The sequence below is a fragment of the Streptomyces albiaxialis genome, assembly GCF_039530985.1.
Lineage (GTDB): Bacteria > Actinomycetota > Actinomycetes > Streptomycetales > Streptomycetaceae > Streptomyces > Streptomyces albiaxialis.
In genome coordinates this window covers 184,145-201,258 of the sequence record NZ_BAAAPE010000028.1, presented here as the reverse complement: position 1 = coordinate 201,258, position 17,114 = coordinate 184,145, and the positions used below count along the sequence as shown (strand labels likewise).

General features: G+C 74.2%; 19 protein-coding genes. 11 read left to right on the top strand and 8 right to left on the bottom strand.

Going from position 1 to position 17,114, the window contains the following annotated elements; genetic code table 11:
* Positions 1 to 5: 5 nt before the first annotated feature.
* The 5 genes from ABD343_RS38180 to argC are packed head-to-tail and all read right to left on the bottom strand — an operon-like array spanning position 6 to position 4,917.
* A complete protein-coding gene (locus ABD343_RS38180) occupies positions 6 to 533 on the bottom strand; it encodes an arginine repressor (RefSeq protein ID WP_344535461.1) in 528 nt (175 codons plus the stop codon).
* Positions 534 to 570: 37 nt separating this feature from the next.
* Positions 571 to 1,809, bottom strand: coding sequence for an acetylornithine transaminase (locus ABD343_RS38175; RefSeq protein WP_344535178.1), 1,239 nt, complete (start codon positions 1,807 to 1,809; stop codon positions 571 to 573).
* Positions 1,806 to 2,741, bottom strand: coding sequence for an acetylglutamate kinase (gene argB, locus ABD343_RS38170; RefSeq protein WP_344535176.1), 936 nt, complete (start codon positions 2,739 to 2,741; stop codon positions 1,806 to 1,808). The genes ABD343_RS38175 and argB overlap by 4 nt, the downstream gene beginning before the upstream one ends.
* Positions 2,738 to 3,892 (bottom strand): bifunctional glutamate N-acetyltransferase/amino-acid acetyltransferase ArgJ, encoded by a 1,155-nt coding sequence (gene argJ, locus ABD343_RS38165; RefSeq protein ID WP_344535175.1) that lies wholly within the window; start codon positions 3,890 to 3,892, stop codon positions 2,738 to 2,740. The genes argB and argJ overlap by 4 nt, the downstream gene beginning before the upstream one ends.
* Positions 3,889 to 4,917: an N-acetyl-gamma-glutamyl-phosphate reductase gene (argC, locus tag ABD343_RS38160; protein ID WP_344535173.1), complete on the bottom strand. Its 1,029-nt coding sequence runs from the start codon at positions 4,915 to 4,917 to the stop codon at positions 3,889 to 3,891. Before argC ends, argJ begins: the two co-directional genes overlap by 4 nt.
* Before the next feature lie 122 nt (positions 4,918 to 5,039).
* Here argC and ABD343_RS38155 point away from each other — a divergent pair, with 122 nt between their 5' ends.
* Together ABD343_RS38155 and ABD343_RS38150 are read left to right on the top strand one after the other, a co-directional pair.
* A complete protein-coding gene (locus ABD343_RS38155; RefSeq protein WP_425578368.1) occupies positions 5,040 to 5,933 on the top strand; it encodes a metalloregulator ArsR/SmtB family transcription factor in 894 nt (297 codons plus the stop codon).
* Positions 5,930 to 6,535: a dihydrofolate reductase family protein gene (locus ABD343_RS38150; RefSeq protein WP_344535171.1), complete on the top strand. Its 606-nt coding sequence runs from the start codon at positions 5,930 to 5,932 to the stop codon at positions 6,533 to 6,535. The genes ABD343_RS38155 and ABD343_RS38150 overlap by 4 nt, the downstream gene beginning before the upstream one ends.
* On the opposite strand, the gene ABD343_RS38145 is transcribed toward ABD343_RS38150, so the two are convergent.
* On the bottom strand, positions 6,474 to 7,745 hold the full coding sequence (locus tag ABD343_RS38145) for a cation:proton antiporter domain-containing protein (protein ID WP_344535460.1): 1,272 nt from the start codon (positions 7,743 to 7,745) through the stop codon (positions 6,474 to 6,476). The genes ABD343_RS38150 and ABD343_RS38145 overlap by 62 nt on opposite strands.
* 39 nt (positions 7,746 to 7,784) lie before the next feature.
* Complete coding sequence (locus tag ABD343_RS38140; RefSeq protein WP_344535170.1) at positions 7,785 to 8,540, bottom strand: CTP synthase C-terminal region-related (seleno)protein; 756 nt, start codon at positions 8,538 to 8,540, stop codon at positions 7,785 to 7,787.
* Positions 8,541 to 8,635: 95 nt separating this feature from the next.
* Here ABD343_RS38140 and ABD343_RS38135 point away from each other — a divergent pair, with 95 nt between their 5' ends.
* The 5 genes from ABD343_RS38135 (at position 8,636) to ABD343_RS38115 (ending at position 12,702) form a co-directional block, all read left to right on the top strand.
* Positions 8,636 to 9,541 carry a LysR family transcriptional regulator gene (locus ABD343_RS38135; RefSeq protein WP_344535168.1) on the top strand — a complete coding sequence of 302 codons (906 nt, stop codon included), beginning with the start codon at positions 8,636 to 8,638 and terminating at the stop codon, positions 9,539 to 9,541.
* 4 nt (positions 9,542 to 9,545) lie between these two features.
* Entirely contained in the window at positions 9,546 to 10,055 is a 510-nt protein-coding gene (locus ABD343_RS38130) for a hypothetical protein (RefSeq protein ID WP_344535166.1), read from the top strand.
* Positions 10,056 to 10,195: 140 nt separating this feature from the next.
* Positions 10,196 to 11,116: an NAD-dependent epimerase/dehydratase family protein gene (locus tag ABD343_RS38125; protein ID WP_344535164.1), complete on the top strand. Its 921-nt coding sequence runs from the start codon at positions 10,196 to 10,198 to the stop codon at positions 11,114 to 11,116.
* Entirely contained in the window at positions 11,113 to 12,081 is a 969-nt protein-coding gene (locus ABD343_RS38120; protein ID WP_344535163.1) for an RNA polymerase sigma-70 factor, read from the top strand. The genes ABD343_RS38125 and ABD343_RS38120 overlap by 4 nt, the downstream gene beginning before the upstream one ends.
* Positions 12,082 to 12,090: 9 nt before the next feature.
* Positions 12,091 to 12,702 carry a hypothetical protein gene (locus ABD343_RS38115; protein ID WP_344535161.1) on the top strand — a complete coding sequence of 204 codons (612 nt, stop codon included), beginning with the start codon at positions 12,091 to 12,093 and terminating at the stop codon, positions 12,700 to 12,702.
* Between the two features lie 62 nt (positions 12,703 to 12,764).
* On the opposite strand, the gene ABD343_RS38110 is transcribed toward ABD343_RS38115, so the two are convergent.
* Positions 12,765 to 13,361: a helix-turn-helix domain-containing protein gene (locus tag ABD343_RS38110; protein ID WP_344535160.1), complete on the bottom strand. Its 597-nt coding sequence runs from the start codon at positions 13,359 to 13,361 to the stop codon at positions 12,765 to 12,767.
* A gap of 101 nt (positions 13,362 to 13,462) precedes the next feature.
* Here ABD343_RS38110 and ABD343_RS38105 point away from each other — a divergent pair, with 101 nt between their 5' ends.
* From ABD343_RS38105 to ABD343_RS38090, 4 genes are all read left to right on the top strand, one after another.
* A complete protein-coding gene (locus ABD343_RS38105) occupies positions 13,463 to 14,500 on the top strand; it encodes an NAD(P)/FAD-dependent oxidoreductase (RefSeq protein ID WP_344535159.1) in 1,038 nt (345 codons plus the stop codon).
* 42 nt (positions 14,501 to 14,542) lie between these two features.
* Entirely contained in the window at positions 14,543 to 15,214 is a 672-nt protein-coding gene (locus tag ABD343_RS38100) for a class I SAM-dependent methyltransferase (RefSeq protein WP_344535157.1), read from the top strand.
* A 150-nt stretch (positions 15,215 to 15,364) separates the two neighbouring features.
* A complete protein-coding gene (locus ABD343_RS38095; RefSeq protein ID WP_344535156.1) occupies positions 15,365 to 15,727 on the top strand; it encodes a YciI family protein in 363 nt (120 codons plus the stop codon).
* A 122-nt stretch (positions 15,728 to 15,849) separates the two neighbouring features.
* The gene (locus ABD343_RS38090) at positions 15,850 to 17,103 is read left to right on the top strand and encodes an RNA polymerase sigma factor (RefSeq protein WP_344535458.1); all 1,254 of its coding nucleotides are present in this window, start codon (positions 15,850 to 15,852) and stop codon (positions 17,101 to 17,103) included.
* Positions 17,104 to 17,114 lie beyond the last annotated feature (11 nt).

The window sequence follows — 17,114 nt, the reverse complement described above, 5'->3', positions numbered from 1 at the left end:
AACGCTCAGCGTTCCTTCTGCGCGAGGCCCAGCAGGTGGTCCGCCAGGGCCTGGCCGCCCACCGGGTCGCGGCTGATCAGCAGGAGCGTGTCGTCGCCCGCGATGGTGCCGATGATCTCGTGGACGCCCGCCTGGTCGATCGCGGAGGCGAGGAACTGGGCGGCGCCCGGCGGGGTGCGCAGGACGACGAGGTTCGCGGACGCCTCGGCGGAGATCAGGAGTTCGCCCGCGAGGCGGGCCATGCGGGCCTCGGTCGCGGACTCGCCGAGAGGGGCCTTGGGGGTGGGGTCGCCGCCCTCGGCGGGGACGGCGTAGATCAGCTCGCCGCCGGTGTTGCGGATCTTGACCGCGCCCAGTTCGTCGAGGTCACGGGAGAGCGTGGCCTGGGTGACCGTCAGCCCGTCGTCGGCGAGGAGCTTCGCCAACTGGCTCTGGGAGCGGACGGGCTGGCGGTTGAGGATGTCGACGATCCGGCGGTGGCGTGCCGTCCGCGTCTGCGGGACGGCCTGGCCCCCCTGGTGCTCCTCGGTCATCGTCCACATGTCCCTTCGGCTGCTCTGCGTCTCGTGCTCATCGGTCCCGGTGCCCGCCCTGCTCCTCCGTGGCCACGGCGGTCGCGGCGTCGAGGACGGCGGGCAGCGCCCGTACGAGCGCGTCCGCCTCCTCCTCGCCGATGATCAGCGGCGGGGCGAGCCGGACGACGTCCGGGGCGACGGCGTTCACCAGGAAACCCGCGTCCTGTGCCGCGCGCTGGGCGTGCGGCGCGACGGGTCCGGTGAGCACGATACCCAGCAGCAGGCCCGCCCCACGGACTTCGGCGACCAATGGGTGGCCGAGTTCGCGTACGGCGTCGCGCAGCCGGGCCCCGATCCGCTTGACGTGGTCGAGCAGGCCGTCGGTCTCGACGGTCTCCAGGACCGCGAGTCCGGCGGCGCACGAGACGGGGTTGCCGCCGAAGGTGGAGCCGTGCTGGCCGGGGGCGAGGAGGCCGGCGGCGGGCCCGAAGGCGAGGGTGGCGCCCAGCGGCAGGCCGCCGCCGAGGCCCTTGGCGAGGGTGATGACGTCGGGCTCGACGCCCTCGGCCTGGCACGCGAACCAGTGTCCGGTGCGGCCGATGCCGGTCTGGATCTCGTCGAGGACGAGGAGGGTGCCGGTGGCGGCGGTGATCTCGCGGGCGGCCGTGAGGTAGCCCTCGGGCGGCACGATCACGCCGTTCTCGCCCTGGACGGGCTCCAGGATCACGAAGGCCGTGTCCTCGGTGACGGCCGCGCGCAGCGCCTCCGCGTCGCCGTACGGGACGTGGGTCACCTCGCCGGGGAGCGGCGCGAACGGCTCCTGCTTGGACGGCTGGCCGGTGAGCGCGAGGGCGCCCATCGTCCGGCCGTGGAAGCCGCCCCGGGTGGCGACCATGTGCGAACGTCCGGTCCTGCGGCCGATCTTGAAAGCGGCCTCGTTGGCCTCGGCGCCCGAGTTGGAGAAGTAGACCTTGCCGTCGCCGGACCGTCCGGCCAGCTCCAGCAGCTTCTCGGCCAGCGCGACCGTCGGCTCGGCCAGGAAGAGGTTGGACACATGGCCGAGCGTGGCGACCTGGTCGGACACGGCGCGGACGACGGCGGAGTGCGCCGTGCCGAGCGCGTTGACGGCGATGCCCCCGAGGAAGTCCAGGTACTCCTTGCCCTCGGCGTCCCACAGTTTCATGCCCTCGCCATGGGTGAGGGGGAGGCGGGGGGTGCCGTAGTTGTTCATCAGGGCGCCCTGCCAGCGCGCGGTGAGGGCCGCGTTGCCGTTGTGGTCGTGCGTCGTCGTCATGCGAGGCCCTCTTCCTGGCTCTGGTCGGGCACGACCATCGTGCCGATGCCCTCGTCGGTGAAGATCTCCAGCAGGATGGAGTGCGGGACGCGCCCGTCGAGGACGCGGGCCGTGTGGACGCCGTTGCGCACGGCGTGCAGGCAGCCCTCCATCTTGGGCACCATGCCGCTGGCCAGGTCCGGGAGCAGCTTCTCCAGTTGCCTGGCGGTGAGCCTGCTGATGACCTCGTCGCTGCGGGGCCAGTCCTCGTAGAGCCCCTCGACGTCGGTGAGGACCATCAGCGTCTCGGCGCCCAGTGCCGCGGCGAGCGCGGCCGCGGCGGTGTCGGCGTTGACGTTGTACACATGGTCGTCGTCGGCGCTGCGCGCGATGGACGAGACCACCGGGATCCGGCCGTCGTCCAGCAGCGCCTCGATCGCGCCGGTGTCCACCGCGTGGATCTCGCCGACGCGGCCCAGGTCGACGCGCTCGCCGTCGATCTCCGCGTAGTGCTTGGTGGCGGCCATGATGTGCGCGTCCTCGCCGGTCATGCCGACGGCGAGCGGGCCGTGCTGGTTGAGCAGGTTGACCAGCTCGCGCTGGACCTGTCCGGCCAGCACCATCCGTACGACGTCCATCGTCTCGGGCGTGGTCACCCGCAGTCCGGCCTTGAACTCGGACTCCAGGCCGAGCGCGTCGAGCTGCTTGCTGATCTGGGGGCCGCCGCCGTGCACGACGACCGGGCGCAGCCCCGCGTGCCGCAGGAAGACGACGTCCTGTGCGAAGGCGGCCTTCAGGTCCTCGTCGACCATGGCGTTGCCGCCGAACTTGATGACGACCGTCCTGCCGTGGTGCCGGGTCAGCCAGGGCAGCGCCTCGATGAGCGTCCGGGCCTTGGGGAGGGCGGTGTGCTTGCGGGTGCTCTTGCCGGTGCTGTCGGGTCCGTCGCTCATGAGCTGTACGCGCTGTTCTCGTGGACGTAGTCGGCGGTGAGGTCGTTGGTCCAGATCACGGCGGACGCCTCGCCCGCCGCGAGGTCGGCGGTGACGCGGACCTCGCGGTACCGCATGTCGACCAGCTCGCGGTCCTCGCCGACGGAACCGTTCCTGCAGACCCATACGCCGTTGATGGCGACGTCGAGCGCGTCGGGGTCGAAGGTGGCGTCGGTGGTGCCGATGGCGGAGAGCACGCGGCCCCAGTTGGGGTCCTCGCCGTGGATCGCGCACTTGAGGAGGTTGTTCCGGGCGATCGTACGGCCGACCGTCACCGCCTCGTCCTCGGTGGCGGCACCGGTGACCTCGACGCGGATGTCCTTGCTGGCGCCCTCGGCGTCGCGGATGAGCTGCTGGCCGAGGTCGTCGCAGACGGCGCGGACGGCCTCCGCGAACTCGTCCGCGTCCGGCACGGCCTGCGAGGCGCCCGAGGCGAGCAGCAGCACGGTGTCGTTGGTGGACATGCAGCCGTCGGAGTCGATCCGGTCGAACGTCGTACGGGTCGCGGAGCGCAGCGCCCCGTCCAGCGCCCCGGCTTCGAGGTCGGCGTCGGTGGTGAGGACGACGAGCATGGTGGCGAGGCCCGGCGCGAGCATGCCCGCGCCCTTGGCCATGCCGCCGACGGTCCAGCCCGCCGCGCTCTCGTACACGGCGGTCTTGTGCACCGTGTCGGTGGTCTTGATGGCGAGCGCGGCCTTCTCGCCGCCGTGCGCGGAGAGTTCGGCGGCGGCCTTCTCGACGCCGGGGAGCAGCTTGTCCATCGGCAGCAGGGTGCCGATCAGGCCGGTGGAGCAGACGGCGATCTCACCCGCGCTGTGCTCGAGGGCCTCGGCGGCCTTCTCGGCGGTGGCGTGGGTGTCCTGGAAGCCCTTCGGGCCGGTGCAGGCGTTGGCCCCGCCGGAGTTGAGGACGACGGCGGAGACCCGGCCGCCCTTGAGGACCTGCTCGGACCACAGGACCGGCGCCGCCTTGACGCGGTTGGAGGTGAAGACCCCGGCGGCGGCCTGGCGCGGGCCGTCGTTGACGACGAGGGCCAGGTCGGGCCCTCCGCTGTCCTTGATCCCGGCGGCGATCCCGGCCGCCGTGAAGCCCTTGGCCGCTGTGACGCTCATGGCGCTACCCCGATCGTGGAAAGTCCCAGGCCCTCGGGGAGCCCGAGGGCGATGTTCATGCTCTGCACGGCACCTCCGGCGGTGCCCTTGGTGAGGTTGTCGATCGCGCTGACGACCAGGACGCGGTCCGCCGACTCGTCGTACGCGACCTGGAGCTGCGCGGAGTTGGAGCCCTGCACGGCGGCGGTGGCGGGCCACTGCCCCTCGGGGAGGAGCGTGACGAACGGCTCGTCCTGGTACGCCTTCTCGTACGCGGCGCGCAGGCCCTCCCCCGTCACGCCGGGCCGCGCCTTCGCGCTGCACGTGGCGAGGATGCCGCGCGACATGGGCGCGAGGGTCGGGGTGAAGGAGACGGTGACGCGCTCACCCGCGGCGGCCGACAGGTTCTGGACCATCTCGGGGGTGTGCCGGTGGACGCCCCCCACCCCGTACGGACTCATGGAGCCCATGACCTCGCTGCCCAGCAGGTGCGGCTTGAGGGCCTTGCCCGCGCCGGAGGTGCCGGTCGCGGCGACGACCACGGCCTCGGGCTCGGCGAGCCCCGCCGCGTACGCGGGCGCGAGCGCGAGAGAGACGGCCGTCGGATAGCACCCGGGGACCGCGATGCGCCGGGACCCCTTCAGCGCCTCGCGGGCCCCGGGCAGCTCGGGCAGTCCGTACGGCCAGGTCCCGGCGTGCGGCGTGCCGTAGAACTTCTCCCAGTCGGCGGCGTCCGTGAGCCGGAAGTCCGCGCCGCAGTCCACGACGAGAACGCCGTCACCGAGCTGCTCGGCCACGGCCGCCGACTGTCCGTGCGGCAGCGCGAGGAAGACCACGTCGTGCCCGGCGAGGACCTCTGTCGTCGTCTCCTCCAGCACGCGGTCCGCGAACGGCACGAGATGCGGCTGGAGCGCGCCGAGCCGCTGACCCGCGTTCGAGTTCCCCGTCAGGGCCCCGACCTCGGCCTCGGGGTGCCCCGCGAGCAGGCGCAGCACCTCCCCGCCCGCGTATCCGCTCGCCCCCGCCACTGCCGCACGCACCGTCATCAGTCCTCCTCCTCGATGGCATGACTATACGTACGACAGCAGAACTATGCAACGGCGAAAGTCCCGCACCTCCTCGATTTATTCCTTGACACGAATATTCGTGGTGACGAATACTTGTGGCCATGGACGCACCGGAAGCACTCCTCACCGCGCTGGCCGACCCGGCCCGCCGACGGCTCGTCGCCCTGCTGGCCGAGCGGCCGCGCCCGGTCGGCGTGCTGGCCCAGCTCGCCGGGGCGCGCCAGCCGCAGACCACCAAGCACCTGCAGACCCTCGAACGCGCCGGTGTCGTCACCTCGCAGCGCAGCGGCCAGCGCCGGGTCTACGCCCTGCGGCCCGGGCCCCTCCGGGACCTCGCGGCCGAGCTGACCCGGCTCGCCGAGGCCGCGGAGCGCCCCGACGGCCCGCGCGCCACGTTCGAGCGTTACGGCGCGGGGCTCCGCGAGGAGCGGGCCGCGGCGGAGGAGCCGGGGTGGGCGGACGGGCGCACCTTCGCCTTCCACCGGTCCCTCGCGGGGAGCCCCGCACTGGTGTGGCGTCATCTGACCGAGCCCGGTCTGCTCGCCCGCTGGTGGACGCCGGACGATCTGCGCGTCTCCGAGCTGGCCTTCGAGGCCCGGCCCGGCGGGCGGATCGTCCAGGAGTACCGGGATGCGGAGGACGCCGCGGGCGCCGACCCGGTCGCCGGGCGCGCGGAGGGGACGGTCGAGGACGCACGGCCCGGCGAGCGCCTGGCCTATCGGCTCTCCCCGCTGCTCCCCGGCGGAGGGACCGCCTTCACCGCGCACGTCGAGTTCACGCTCGGCGCCTCGGGGTCCGGGACGGAGACGGAGACGGAGCTGGACGTCCGGTACCGGATCAGCGACAGCACCGTCGCCTCGGCGGACTTCGTCGCGGGCATCGAGATCGGCTTCGGCCAGTGCCTCGACCACCTCGCGGCGGACCTCGCCGCGCGCACCGACGCCAACGGCACCACCGACAGCACCGACAGCACCGACGCAAGGAGCGCATCATGACCGGCTCGACCGCATCCGCACGCAGGGTGACCGCGAACCTCGCCCTGTCCCTCGACGGGCGGTACCACGGCCCGGGCGGGCCCGGCGACTTCAGCATGTTCGCGCCGTACGTGGCCACCGAGACGACCCGCGGGCAGCTCACCCGCATCTGGGAGAACGCGACGACGGCGCTGCTCGGCCGCGTCAACGCCGAGGGGTTCCTGGGGTACTGGCCGCCGGTCGCCGAGGACGCGGACGCCGACCCGCGTGACCGCGGCTACGCGAAGTGGCTGGTCGACACGGAGAAGATCGTCTTCTCGACGACCCTGACGGAGGCCCCCTGGGACCGCGCCCGCGTCGTGAACGGCCCGGTCGCCGACGTCGTCGCCGAGCTGAAGGCCACCGGCGAGGGCGAGATCCTCGCGAACAGCAGCCCGAGCGTCATCAAGGCGCTCCTCGCCGAGGACCTGGTCGACCGGCTCTACCTCACGATCTGCCCCGAGATCGCCGGGGGCGGCCCCCGGCTGTTCGAGGACGGCCTGCCGGGCACCCGGTGGCAGATCACCCATCAGGAGACCGGCGATCTGGGCGAGATGGCCGTGGTCTACGACCGGGTGCGCTGAACCGGCGGACGCAGAGCGGCGCGAGGAGCCCGTGCAGGAGCATGCTCCCGATGATGACGACGGTCATCACGTAGAGCACGGCCACCGCGTCGCTGTCCCGCATCGCGTTGAAGGCGAGCAGGCCGAACACGATGGACGACGTCCCCCGGGGGCCGAGCACGCCGAGCAGGGTGCGCTCGCCCCAGGTCGTACGGCCGCGGAGCATCGCCAGGTACACGGGGACGAGGCGGGCGACGGTCAGGGCGAGCAGGCCGTAGAGGATCCACCGGCCCTCGAAGCCGACGTCGAGGACGAGCACGGCGACGCCGCCGAAGACGAACCACATGAGCATCGACGCCAGGGCGGTGACGACGTCCACGGCCTCCGGCTCGGCCCGCGCCGCCGCCTCGTGCGGATCGTCCCCGCTCTCCACGTGGAGCCCGCGGCGGCCCCTCCGGCCCAGCTTGTAGGCGAGCCCGGCGAGGAAGGCGGCGACGAAGCCGTTTCCGCCGACGTGCACCGCGACGGCGTAGGTGAGGAGGGGGACGACGACCAGGGCGACGCGGATCGCGGCCAGGCCCGTCCAGCCCGCGGCCACGGACAGGCGCAGCGCGAACCCGGTGACCGCGCCGATCCCGACGCCGACGAGCACCGCGTAGGCCGCGGCGGGGACGGCGTGCTCCAGCGCCGAGAGCGGGTCCGCGGTCTCGGCGGAGGCCTCCAGCAGGAGGAGCGCGAAGGCGAACACGGGCGAGAAGAAGCCGTCGTTGTAGCCGCTCTCGACGGCCAGCACATGGCGCAGGCCCCGGGGCAGCCTCTCGTCCCGCAGAAGCTCGGCGGCGGGGGCGAAGTCCGCAGGCATGACGACACAGGCGGCGGCGAGGACGGCTGCCCACGACGAGACCCCGAGCAGCGGCAGGCCGAGCACGAATGCGGCGACGAGCGAGAGCGGGAGGGCGAGGAAGAGCAGCCGCGCGGCCGTACGGCGCTCGCCCGCGAGGAAGCCGCCGCGCACCTCGATCGCGTCGACGAAGAGGAGCAGCGCGAGGATGAGCTGGACGATCCGCTCGGCGAGGTCGGTGTCGAGGTGGTTCCCGATCTCGTCGCCGAACACGAAACCCGCGGCGATGCCGCCGGCCACCATGACGACCGGGCCCGAGACATGCCCGCGGAGCAGCAGCCGTGAGGCGAAGGTCCACAGCAGGATCACGGCCAGGCCGCACACGATCATGGGAAGCACGGGCCGAGTGTACTGACGTACGGTAATTGTTTACATGCGAAGAGTGACCGACGGGTCGGGTGCGGCCGCCCGGGCGTGCGCGACCGCGGCCGACGCGAGGCCGCGGACGAGGGGGTGCGGGCGGCTGCCGTCCCCCGCCAGCTCCGGCTGGAAGAGGGTGGCGAGGAAGAAGGGGTGGTCCGGGAGTTCCACGACGCGCGTCTCGCCGTCGGGCCCCGCGCCGGTGGGGCGCAGGCCGTGGGCGGCGAGCAGGTCCATATGACCGGGGCTCGCCCCGTACTCGCAGTGGTAGCGCTCGACGGACCGCTCGGCGCCGATGAGTTCCTCGGCCCGGGAGCCCGGGGCCAGCGTGACGGGGCCCTCGTGACCGACGAGGGAGCAGGCGAGGGGCACGACCACGGCGTCCTCGGCCGGGGTGCCGGGCGCGCGCTCGGCGTGCGCCGCCGATTCCAGGCCGCAGACGGCACGGGCGTACTCGAGCAGGACGTGCTGGAACCCGGCGCAGGTGCCGAGGAAGGGGACGTGCCACTCGCGGGCCGTACGGATGGCGGCGAGGGCGCCGTCCTCGCTGCGGTAGGGGCTGCCGGGGAGCACCCAGATCGCGTCGAACGCGGCGAGTGCCGTGGCGTCGGCGGCGTCGGCGGCCTCCTCGGTGGGGATCCAGTAGGCGTCGAGGTCCAGGCCGTCGCGCTCGCGCAGCGCGTCGAGCAGCACCGGGATACGCGTATGGGAACGGACGTGCGGGGAGCGGTCCCCGACCAGGGCGATGCGCGCGGTGTGGGTCATGCGGTCATCGTGGGTCCGCGCCCGGCATCGCGTCCAACGATGATTCCTGCACCCTCCATCAGAGACGCTGATGGAGGGTGCGGAACACTGAGGTCATGGACCCGCAGCAGCTCCGGACGTTCGTCGCCGTGGTCGATCACAGCTCCTTCTCGGCCGCCGCCCGCGCCCTCGGCTACACGCAGTCGGCCGTCTCGCAGCACATCGCCGCGCTGGAGGCGGACCTGGAGGCACCTCTCGTCACCCGCCGCCCGGTGGCGCCGACCGAGGCGGGCGGGCGGCTGCTGGAGCACGCCCGCCCGCTGCTGCTCCGGCTGGACGCGGCCCGCGCCGATCTCGGGCGGCTGCGGCGGACCCGTCCCGGACGGCTCGCCGTGGCCTGTACGCCCGGCGCGCTGACGCCCGCCGTCGCGGAAGCCGTGACCCGCGTCCGTACGGCATCCCCGCGCCTCGCGGTCTCCGTACGCGTGTGCGGGCGCGACGAGGCGGTGGAGGCGGCGCTGACCGGCACGGCCGATCTCGCCCTGGCCGACGGCGCGGTGGCGCCCAGCGACCCGCTGCCGCTGCCCGAGGCCGCGCCGCTGACGGCGTTCGGCATCGCCCAGGAACCGCTGGCTGTCCTGCTGCCCGCCGGGCACCCGCTCGCCGGGCGGCCCGCGCTGCGGCTCGCGGACCTCGCCGCGGCGCGCTGGATCGACGCGCCGGACGCCGCCGTACCGCTGGACGAGCTGCGCGCGGCGGCCCGTACCGACGGCTTCGGGCCCCAGCTCGGCTACGCGGGCGCCGACTTCCGGGGACTCTGCGCCCTGGTCGCAGCCGGGGGCGGTCTCGCGGCGGCGGCACGGGACGCGGCGCGCGGGGTGGCGGGGGTCGTCGCCGTCCCGCTCTCCGCGCCCCGGCTCGTGCACCGCGTCGAGGTCCTCCACCCGCGGACGCCCACGGCACCGGCGGCCGGGCTCGCGGAGGCGCTGCGGCCCACCGCCTCCGGCACGGCCGGGGGGTGACCCGGTGGGGAACGCGTTCGGGGCCGGGGAGCGGCGCCTGTACCTGTCGAACGGCGGCACGGACGTCTTCGTCGACGTGCTGGTGCTGGCGGTCTCCGCGCTGGCGGAGGAGCCGTGGGACCTCCGGTTCGCGGCGCTGCTGACGTGGCAGGACCAGGACCTCATGGGCCGTGGGAACGTCGGCTTCGACCTGGAGGAGATCGACTGGGGCGCGACCGGGCGCGAGCGGGCCGGGGCCAAGGACTTCGTGCTGCGCGCCACCGCGCTCGCCCTGCGCCGCCACCGCTGGGACGAACTGGGGTACGACCCGCCGTTCGCCGAGGGCTGTCTACGCGAATTCGCGGCCATGGTCGCCTCCTTCGATCCGCACCGGGCACCGGCACCGGCCGACGAGGACCGCTTCCCGGGGCCCGGCGAGGGAGCCGTGGCCTCGTGCGTACGCCACCGGCTGCTGAGCCGGCTCCCGTACCGGGACGGCTGCGTCCTCTGCGCCGGACCGGACGGACGGGACTGACGGGACGGACGCGGCTGGCGGGACGGACGCGGCTGGCGGGACGGACGGGGCCGACGGCCGTGTCACAGACGTGCGCGCCGTCTCGTCCCGTGACCGGAAGCGGTTCCGGAGACGAGCGGGTGAGCGCGGTGAGGGTGTTCGTGGCAGGGGGGAGCGGGGTGCTGGGGCGACGGCTGGTGCCCCGGCTCGTGGCGAACGGCCACCGGGTGACGGCCACGGCGACGAGCGCGGCCGAGTTGCCGATGCTGGAGGAGCTGGGGGCGCGGGCCGTCGTGATGGACGGCCTGGACCCGGTGGCGGTCGGCGCGACCGTGGCGGAGGCCCGGCCGGACGCGCTGGTGCACCAGTTGACCGCGCTCTCCGTGGCGCACGCGGGCAGGCCCGGCTTCGGGCGCCCCGACCGCCGGTCCGCGACGACCGTGCGGCTGCGCACCGAGGGGACGGACCATCTGCTGGCCGCCGCCGAGGCGACCGGCGTGTCCCACGTCGTCGTGCGGAGCCGCGCGAGCTGGAACGGCCTGCGCGAGGGCGGCTGGATCAAGACCGAGGACGACCCGCTGGACCCGGGGACCGGGACGAAGGGCCGCGCGGGCGCCGCCGCGCTGTGCCATGTCGAGCACGCCGTGCTCGCGGCGGGCGGCGCGGTCCTCCGCTACGGCGGCCTCTACGGGCCCGGGGTCTTCGACGACCGGCTCGGGCTCGTACGCAGGCGGCAGCTTCCGCTCGTCGGCGGCGGCACCGGATACTGCTCGTGGGTGCATCTCGACGACGCGGCGAGCGCGACCGTGCTGGCCGTGGAGCAGGGGGCGCGCGGCGTGTTCAACATCGTCGACGACGAACCGGCCCCGGCCGGCGCGTGGCTGCCGCATCTGGCGGCGTGCGCGGGCGCGAGGCCGCCGGTGCGGATACCGGTTTGGCTGGCCCGGCTCCTTGCCGGACGGGCCGCGGTGACGATGATGACGGAGGGCCGCGGCTTCTCCAACGCCAAGGCCAGACGCGAGCTGGGCTGGGAGCCGCGGTACCCGTCGTGGCGCGAGGGATTCCGGGAGGGGCTGACGTGAAGGACACGAGCAGGACCGAGGAGTTCGAGGAGCTGCGGCCCCTCCTCTTCTCGATCGCCTACCGGATACTCGGCAGCGTCAGCGAGGCCGAGGACGCGGTCCAGGAGGCGTGGCTGCGCTGGGAGTCCACGCCGACGCGGCCCGCCTCGACCAAGGCGTTCCTCTCCGCCGTGGTCACCCGGCTCTCGATCGACGTGCTGCGCTCGGCGCGCGTACGGCGCGAGGAGTACGTCGGGCCGTGGTTCCCCGAACCGCTGCTGGAGGATCCGTACGAGGACCCGGAGCGCTCGGCGGAGCTGTCCGACTCGCTGTCGATGGCGGCGCTGCTCCTGCTGGAGCGGCTGAGCCCGCTCGAACGGGCGGTCTTCGTGCTGCGCGAGGTCTTCGGCTTCGGCTTCTCCGACATCGCCTCCGCCGTGGACCGCTCCGAGGCGGCCTGCCGCCAGCTCGCCGTACGGGCGCGCCGTCACATGGACGAGGGCCGCCCCCGGTTCGAGGCCGACCGCAAGGAGCGGGAGGAGCTGGCCGGGCGGTTCTTCGACGCCTTCCGGGAGGGCGACGTCGACGGGCTGCGGGAACTCCTCGCCGCCGACGTGCACATGGTCGGCGACGGCGGCGGCAAGGCCCCGCAGTGGGCCAGGGCGATCGTCGGCCCCGACAAGGTGGCCCGGATGCTGACCGCGATGACCGAGCCGTTCCACCGCATCGGCGTCGTGGTGGAGCCGCACCGGGTCAACGGCCAGCCCGGCGCGCTCTTCCGGGACCGGGACGGCCGGGTCCTCAACGCCTTCTCCCTCGACATCCTCGACGGGCAGATCCAGACGATCCGCTCCGTCATCAACCCCGACAAGCTCGGGCACATCGGCCCGGTCGCGGACGCCTGGGCGCTCACCCACGAGGCGCTCCGGGTGCGCAGGGAGCAGTCCGCCAGGTCGCGCGGCCGCCGGGGCCCGCGCGGTGCGTAGGCTCCCGGCATGCCGAGTGAGCCGAGCGAACCGAGCGGGCTGAGCGAACCGAGTGAGCCGAGCGAACCGAGCGGGCTGAGCGAACCGAGTGGGCTGAGCGAACCGAGTGGGCTGAGCGCGCTCAGCGGGCCGAGCGGGCGGCGGGCGGTGGTGTCCGCCGAGGAGCGGCTGGCGGCCGTGGACGCGCTCTGCGCGCTGCCGTTCCCCGCGCGGGACAAGCCGCAGCGGGAGGACGGCGGATGGAGCGGGCCCGGGTACCACGTGGCCGTGCTCCACGAGACCCGCGATTTCTGGGACGACCGGGACGTGGAGGTCCTGGAGGCCGCCGAGCAGGAGGCCGAGGACGCGCTCGCCGCGCTGGCCGGGCCGCTCACCGACCGCTGGGGCACGCCCGCGACGGTCGATCTGTGGCCGTACCTCGGACTGGACGAGCCGTACGAGCCCGCGCCGCCCCCGCCACCGGAGCCGCTCGGCCTCCTCGCCGGGGTCGCGGGCAGCATGCGCGTGTGGCGGCCGCCGTCCTCGGGGCGCTGGCTCGCGCTGACCGTAGGGCAGGCCGATACCGAGTTCCCGTTCCAGCTCCTCGCCGCGGTCGGCGAGGCCTCCGCGCTGCCGGAGTGAGCGGCGGCGGCGGATCAGGGCCCGGCGGAGTCAGGACGCGGCGGGTTCAGGAGGCGGTGGGTTCAGGAGGCGGTGGTCCGTACCCGTACGTGCATGCGCTCGCCCTGCGCGCCGTACAGGGCGAGGAACTCCACCGGCCGGTCACCGGCGTTGGCGAAGCCGTGGGGTGTGCGGGTGTCGAACTCGGCGGCCTCGCCCGCGCCGAGGACGAGATCGTGCTCGCCCAGCGCGAGCAGGAGACGGCCGGAGAGCACGTACAGCCACTCGTAGCCCTCGTGCATGCCCTGCTCGGGGCGGGCTCCGGAAGGGGCCTCGGCGGCGACGGGGAGGATCTGCTTGTAGGCGTGCAGGCCGCCGAGGTGCCGGGTCAGCGGGATCCACGTCTTGCCGTGCCGGGTGAAGGGGCGGGGGTGGATGCGGGGGTCGCCCGTCTGGGGCGCGCCGACCAGCTCGTCGAGCTGCACGCCGTACGCCTTCGCCAGCGGCAGCAGCAGCTTCAGGGTCGGCTCGCGCTGCCCTGCCTCCAGCCGGGAGAGGGTGCTCAGCGAGATTCCGGTCTCCTCGGCGAGCTGGGACAGGGTGATGCCGCGCCCCTTCCGCAGGCTCCGCAGCCGGGGGCCGACGGCGTCGAGCACGGGGGCCAGTTCGTCTTCGCTCATCCCTCCATTTGCCGTTACGGCAAATATCTTTGTCAAGCCGCGAGGGCGGGAGCACGGTTGCCTCGGAACGGAGCGGAACAGAGCAGAACGGAGGCAACGACATGACGCACACGCGGGAATCCGCGGCCCAGGACACGTACGACGTCGCGGTGATCGGCGGCGGCGCCGCCGGGCTCGGCGCGGCCCTGACGCTGGGCAGGGCGCGGCGCGCGGTCCTGGTCGTGGACGGCGGCGAGCCGCGCAACGCCCCGGCCGACGGGATCCACGCCTACCTCGGGCAGGAGGGCACGCCGCCCGCGGAGCTGCTCGCCACCGGGCGGGCGGAGGTCCGCCGCTACGGCGGCCGGTTCCTGGACGGCACGGTCGCGTCCGCCGAGCGGGACGGCGCGGGATTCCGGGTCGTCCTGGCCGACGGGAGAGCGGTGCGCGGAGCGCGGCTGCTGGTCGCGACCGGCCTGACCGACGAGCTGCCGCCCGTCCCCGGGCTGGCCGAGGGCTGGGGCACGGACGTGCTGCACTGCCCGTACTGCCACGGGTGGGAGGTGCGCGACCAGGCCGTCGGCGTCCTGTCGACCGGCCCGCTGGCCGTGCAGCAGGCGCTGCTGTGGCGGCAGTGGAGCGAGGACGTCACCCTCTTCCTGCACACCGGGCCCGAGCCGGACGACGAGGAGTACGAGCAGCTCGCCGCGCGCGGCATCGCCGTCGTGGACGGCACCGTCGAGGGACTGGAGCGTACGGAGAGCAGGGAGCGTACGGGGCCCGGGGAGCGTACGGAGCGGGACGGAGGGCGGCTGAGCGGCGTCCGGCTCGACGGCGGGACCGTCGTCGCCTGCCGCGCCCTGGTCGTCGCCCCGCGCTTCGCCGTACGGGCCGGATTCCTCGCGCCCCTCGGGCTGGAGCCCGTCGAGGCCGAGCGGGAGGGCGTCGTGATCGGCACGCACCTCCCGGCCGACGCGACGGGCCGTACGCCGGTGGACGGCGTCTGGGCCGCCGGGAACGCCGCCGACCCCCTCGGCCAGGTGATCAGCGCGGCGGCCGCCGCCTCCCGCGCCGGCGCCGCGCTCAACGCCGACCTCGTCGCCGAGGAGACCCGGCGCGCCGTCGAGGCCCGCGCCGCCCTGGCCCCGGCGGGTTCCTGACCCGCCCCGTACACCGACCCCTTGAGACGAAAGGCACGCACCATGGCTCAGGACAACCTGACCCCCGACTCCCCCGAAACCCCCGAATCCGCCGAAGAGTTCTGGGACGAGCGCTACGGCCAGAGAGACCGGCTCTGGAGCGGCGAGCCCAACGCCGCGCTCGTCCGCGAGACCGACGGCCTCTCCCCCGGCACCGCCCTCGACCTGGGCGCCGGTGAGGGCGGCGACGCGATCTGGCTGGCCCGCCAGGGGTGGCGCGTCACCGCCGCCGACCTCTCCCGCGTCGCGCTGGACCGCGCCGCGGCGCACGCGGCCGAGGCCCGGGTCGCGGACCGGATCGACTGGCAGCACCACGACCTCGGCAGCTCGTTCCCGTCCGGCTCCTACGACCTGGTGTCCGCGCTCTTCTTCCACTCCCTGCACGACATGCCGCGCGAGCGGATCCTGCGCCGGGCCGCCGACGCGGTCGCGCCCGGCGGAGTGCTGCTGATCGTCGGCCACATGGGCTTCCCGTCCTGGGAGACCGAGCCGCGTCCCGGCATCGAGTTCCCGTCCCCTCGGGAGGTGCTGGACTCCCTGGAGCTGGCGGACGGTCCCGGCGGGGAGTGGGAGGTGCTGGTGTGCGACACCCACGAGCACCCCGAGACCGACCCCGACGGGTGCCCGGCGGTCCGCGTGAACTACACGGTCAAGGCACGGCGCCGCCGGCACTGAGCGGGCCCGAGCAGCGGCCCGAGCGGGCCTCGGCGGGCCCCCGGAAAAAATCTCCGGGAAAATCCGGAGGACGTGTCGATCCGGCCGCGTCCCGTTCGACGCAGGGGTGAGAGGCGGGGAACGGCCCCGCCGCACGACCGAGGAGTCACCATGCCGCGCTTTCTCACGCTGATCCGCATCGAGGAGAACAACCTGCCCGCCGACAACCCGCCGGACTTCGAGGAGCGCGCGGGCAAGCTGTTCGAGGAGATCAACAAGGCCGGGGTCATGCTCGACACGGGAGGCCTCGCGCCCACCTCCGAGGGCGTCCGGGCCTCGTGGACGGGCGGCAGGATCAGCTACACGGACGGCCCGTTCACCGAGACCAAGGAGGTCGTCGGCGGTTACTCCATCGTCCAGGCCAAGGACAGGGCCGAGGCGCTGGAGTGGACCCGGCGGTTCCTGGAGATCCACCCGCCGGAGTGGAACATCACGGCCGAGGTCCGCGAGATCTCCGAGGACGCCGGCTGCTGACCGTCCTCGCTTGTCCGGGGCCGTGCCCGCTGGTCTGATGGGTGCCTGTGACGGAAGCGAGCACAGGCACGGGCACAGGCACAGGCGCCACCACGGGCGAGACCGTAGAGACCGTCGAGGCCGTGGAGACCGTCGAGACGGTCTTCCGGATCGAGTCCCCGCGGATCATCGCGGGGGCCGCCCGGATCGTGCGGGACGTCGGCATCGCCGAGGAGCTGGCGCAGGACGCGCTGGTCGCCGCGTTGGAGCAGTGGCCGGAGTCGGGTGTCCCGGAGAAGCCGGGCGCCTGGCTCATGGCCACGGCCAAGCACCGCGCGGTCGATCTCGTACGCCGCAGGGAGGTCTACGCCCGTAAGCTCGCCGAGGTCGGACGCGCCCTGGAGGACGTGCCGCCGCCGGGCCCCGAGGACCTCGACGACCCGGACGGCATCGACGACGACCTGCTGCGGCTGATCTTCACCGCCTGCCATCCCGTCCTGCCGACGCAGGGCCGGATCGCGCTGACGCTGCGGCTGCTGGGCGGGCTGACGACGGAGGAGATCGCCCGCGCGTTCCTCGCGGGCGAGGCCACGGTCGCCCAGCGCATCGTCCGCGCGAAGCGGACCCTCGCCCGCGCCGGGGTGCCCTTCGAGGTGCCGTACGGCGAGGAGCGCGAGGCCCGCCTCTCCTCCGTCCTGGAGGTCATCTACCTCGTCTTCAACGAGGGTTACTCCGCGACCGCGGGCGACGACCTCCTCCGCCCCGCCCTCTGCGAGGACGCGCTGCGCCTCGCCCGGGTGCTGGCGGGCCTGATGCCCGAGGAGCCCGAGGTCCACGGGCTGGCCGCGCTGCTGGAGCTGCAGGCGTCCCGTATCCCCGCCCGTACCGGGCCCGACGGCGAGCCCGTGCTGCTCGCGGACCAGAACCGCGCCCGCTGGGACCGGCTGCTGATGCACCGCGGCATCGAGGCCCTGCGCCGCGCGGGCCCCGGGCTCCCGGGCCCGTACGCCGTCCAGGCCGCCATCGCCGCCTGCCACGCGCGCGCCGTCCGCTACGAGGAGACGGACTGGGCGACGATCGCCGCGCTCTACGGCCGCCTGGGGGCGATGGCGCCGTCCCCGGTCGTCGAGCTGAACCGCGCGGTGGCCGTCTCCATGGCCGAGGGCCCGGACGCCGGACTGCCGCTGGTGGACGCGCTCGCCGACGAACCGGCCCTGAAGGACTACCACTTGCTGCCGAGCGTGCGCGGCGACCTGCTCGCCCGGCTGGGGCGGCGGGAGGAGGCGCGCGCCGAGTTCGTACGGGCGGCGGAGCTGACGCGGAACGCGCGCGAGCGCGGCCTGCTCCTGGAACGCGCCGCGCGCCTGGCGGAGCCCCCGCGAGCGGAATCCGGGTGATCCCGTGATCC

What these genes read in the sequence shown, in the direction of transcription:
- ABD343_RS38095 (WP_344535156.1), top strand. Translation starts at nt 15,365, where the DNA reads ATGCCGCGCTTTCTCACGCTGATCCGCATCGAGGAGAACAACCTGCCC.
- ABD343_RS38115 (WP_344535161.1), top strand. Translation starts at nt 12,091, where the DNA reads ATGCCGAGTGAGCCGAGCGAACCGAGCGGGCTGAGCGAACCGAGTGAG.
- ABD343_RS38150 (WP_344535171.1), top strand. Translation starts at nt 5,930, where the DNA reads ATGACCGGCTCGACCGCATCCGCACGCAGGGTGACCGCGAACCTCGCC.
- ABD343_RS38175 (WP_344535178.1), bottom strand. Translation starts at nt 1,809, where the DNA reads ATGACGACGACGCACGACCACAACGGCAACGCGGCCCTCACCGCGCGC.
- argC (WP_344535173.1), bottom strand. Translation starts at nt 4,917, where the DNA reads ATGACGGTGCGTGCGGCAGTGGCGGGGGCGAGCGGATACGCGGGCGGG.
- ABD343_RS38145 (WP_344535460.1), bottom strand. Translation starts at nt 7,745, where the DNA reads ATGATCGTGTGCGGCCTGGCCGTGATCCTGCTGTGGACCTTCGCCTCA.
- ABD343_RS38140 (WP_344535170.1), bottom strand. Translation starts at nt 8,540, where the DNA reads ATGACCCACACCGCGCGCATCGCCCTGGTCGGGGACCGCTCCCCGCAC.
- ABD343_RS38155 (WP_425578368.1), top strand. Translation starts at nt 5,040, where the DNA reads ATGGACGCACCGGAAGCACTCCTCACCGCGCTGGCCGACCCGGCCCGC.
- ABD343_RS38105 (WP_344535159.1), top strand. Translation starts at nt 13,463, where the DNA reads ATGACGCACACGCGGGAATCCGCGGCCCAGGACACGTACGACGTCGCG.
- argJ (WP_344535175.1), bottom strand. Translation starts at nt 3,892, where the DNA reads ATGAGCGTCACAGCGGCCAAGGGCTTCACGGCGGCCGGGATCGCCGCC.
- ABD343_RS38135 (WP_344535168.1), top strand. Translation starts at nt 8,636, where the DNA reads ATGGACCCGCAGCAGCTCCGGACGTTCGTCGCCGTGGTCGATCACAGC.
- ABD343_RS38100 (WP_344535157.1), top strand. Translation starts at nt 14,543, where the DNA reads ATGGCTCAGGACAACCTGACCCCCGACTCCCCCGAAACCCCCGAATCC.
- ABD343_RS38110 (WP_344535160.1), bottom strand. Translation starts at nt 13,361, where the DNA reads ATGAGCGAAGACGAACTGGCCCCCGTGCTCGACGCCGTCGGCCCCCGG.
- argB (WP_344535176.1), bottom strand. Translation starts at nt 2,741, where the DNA reads ATGAGCGACGGACCCGACAGCACCGGCAAGAGCACCCGCAAGCACACC.
- ABD343_RS38180 (WP_344535461.1), bottom strand. Translation starts at nt 533, where the DNA reads ATGACCGAGGAGCACCAGGGGGGCCAGGCCGTCCCGCAGACGCGGACG.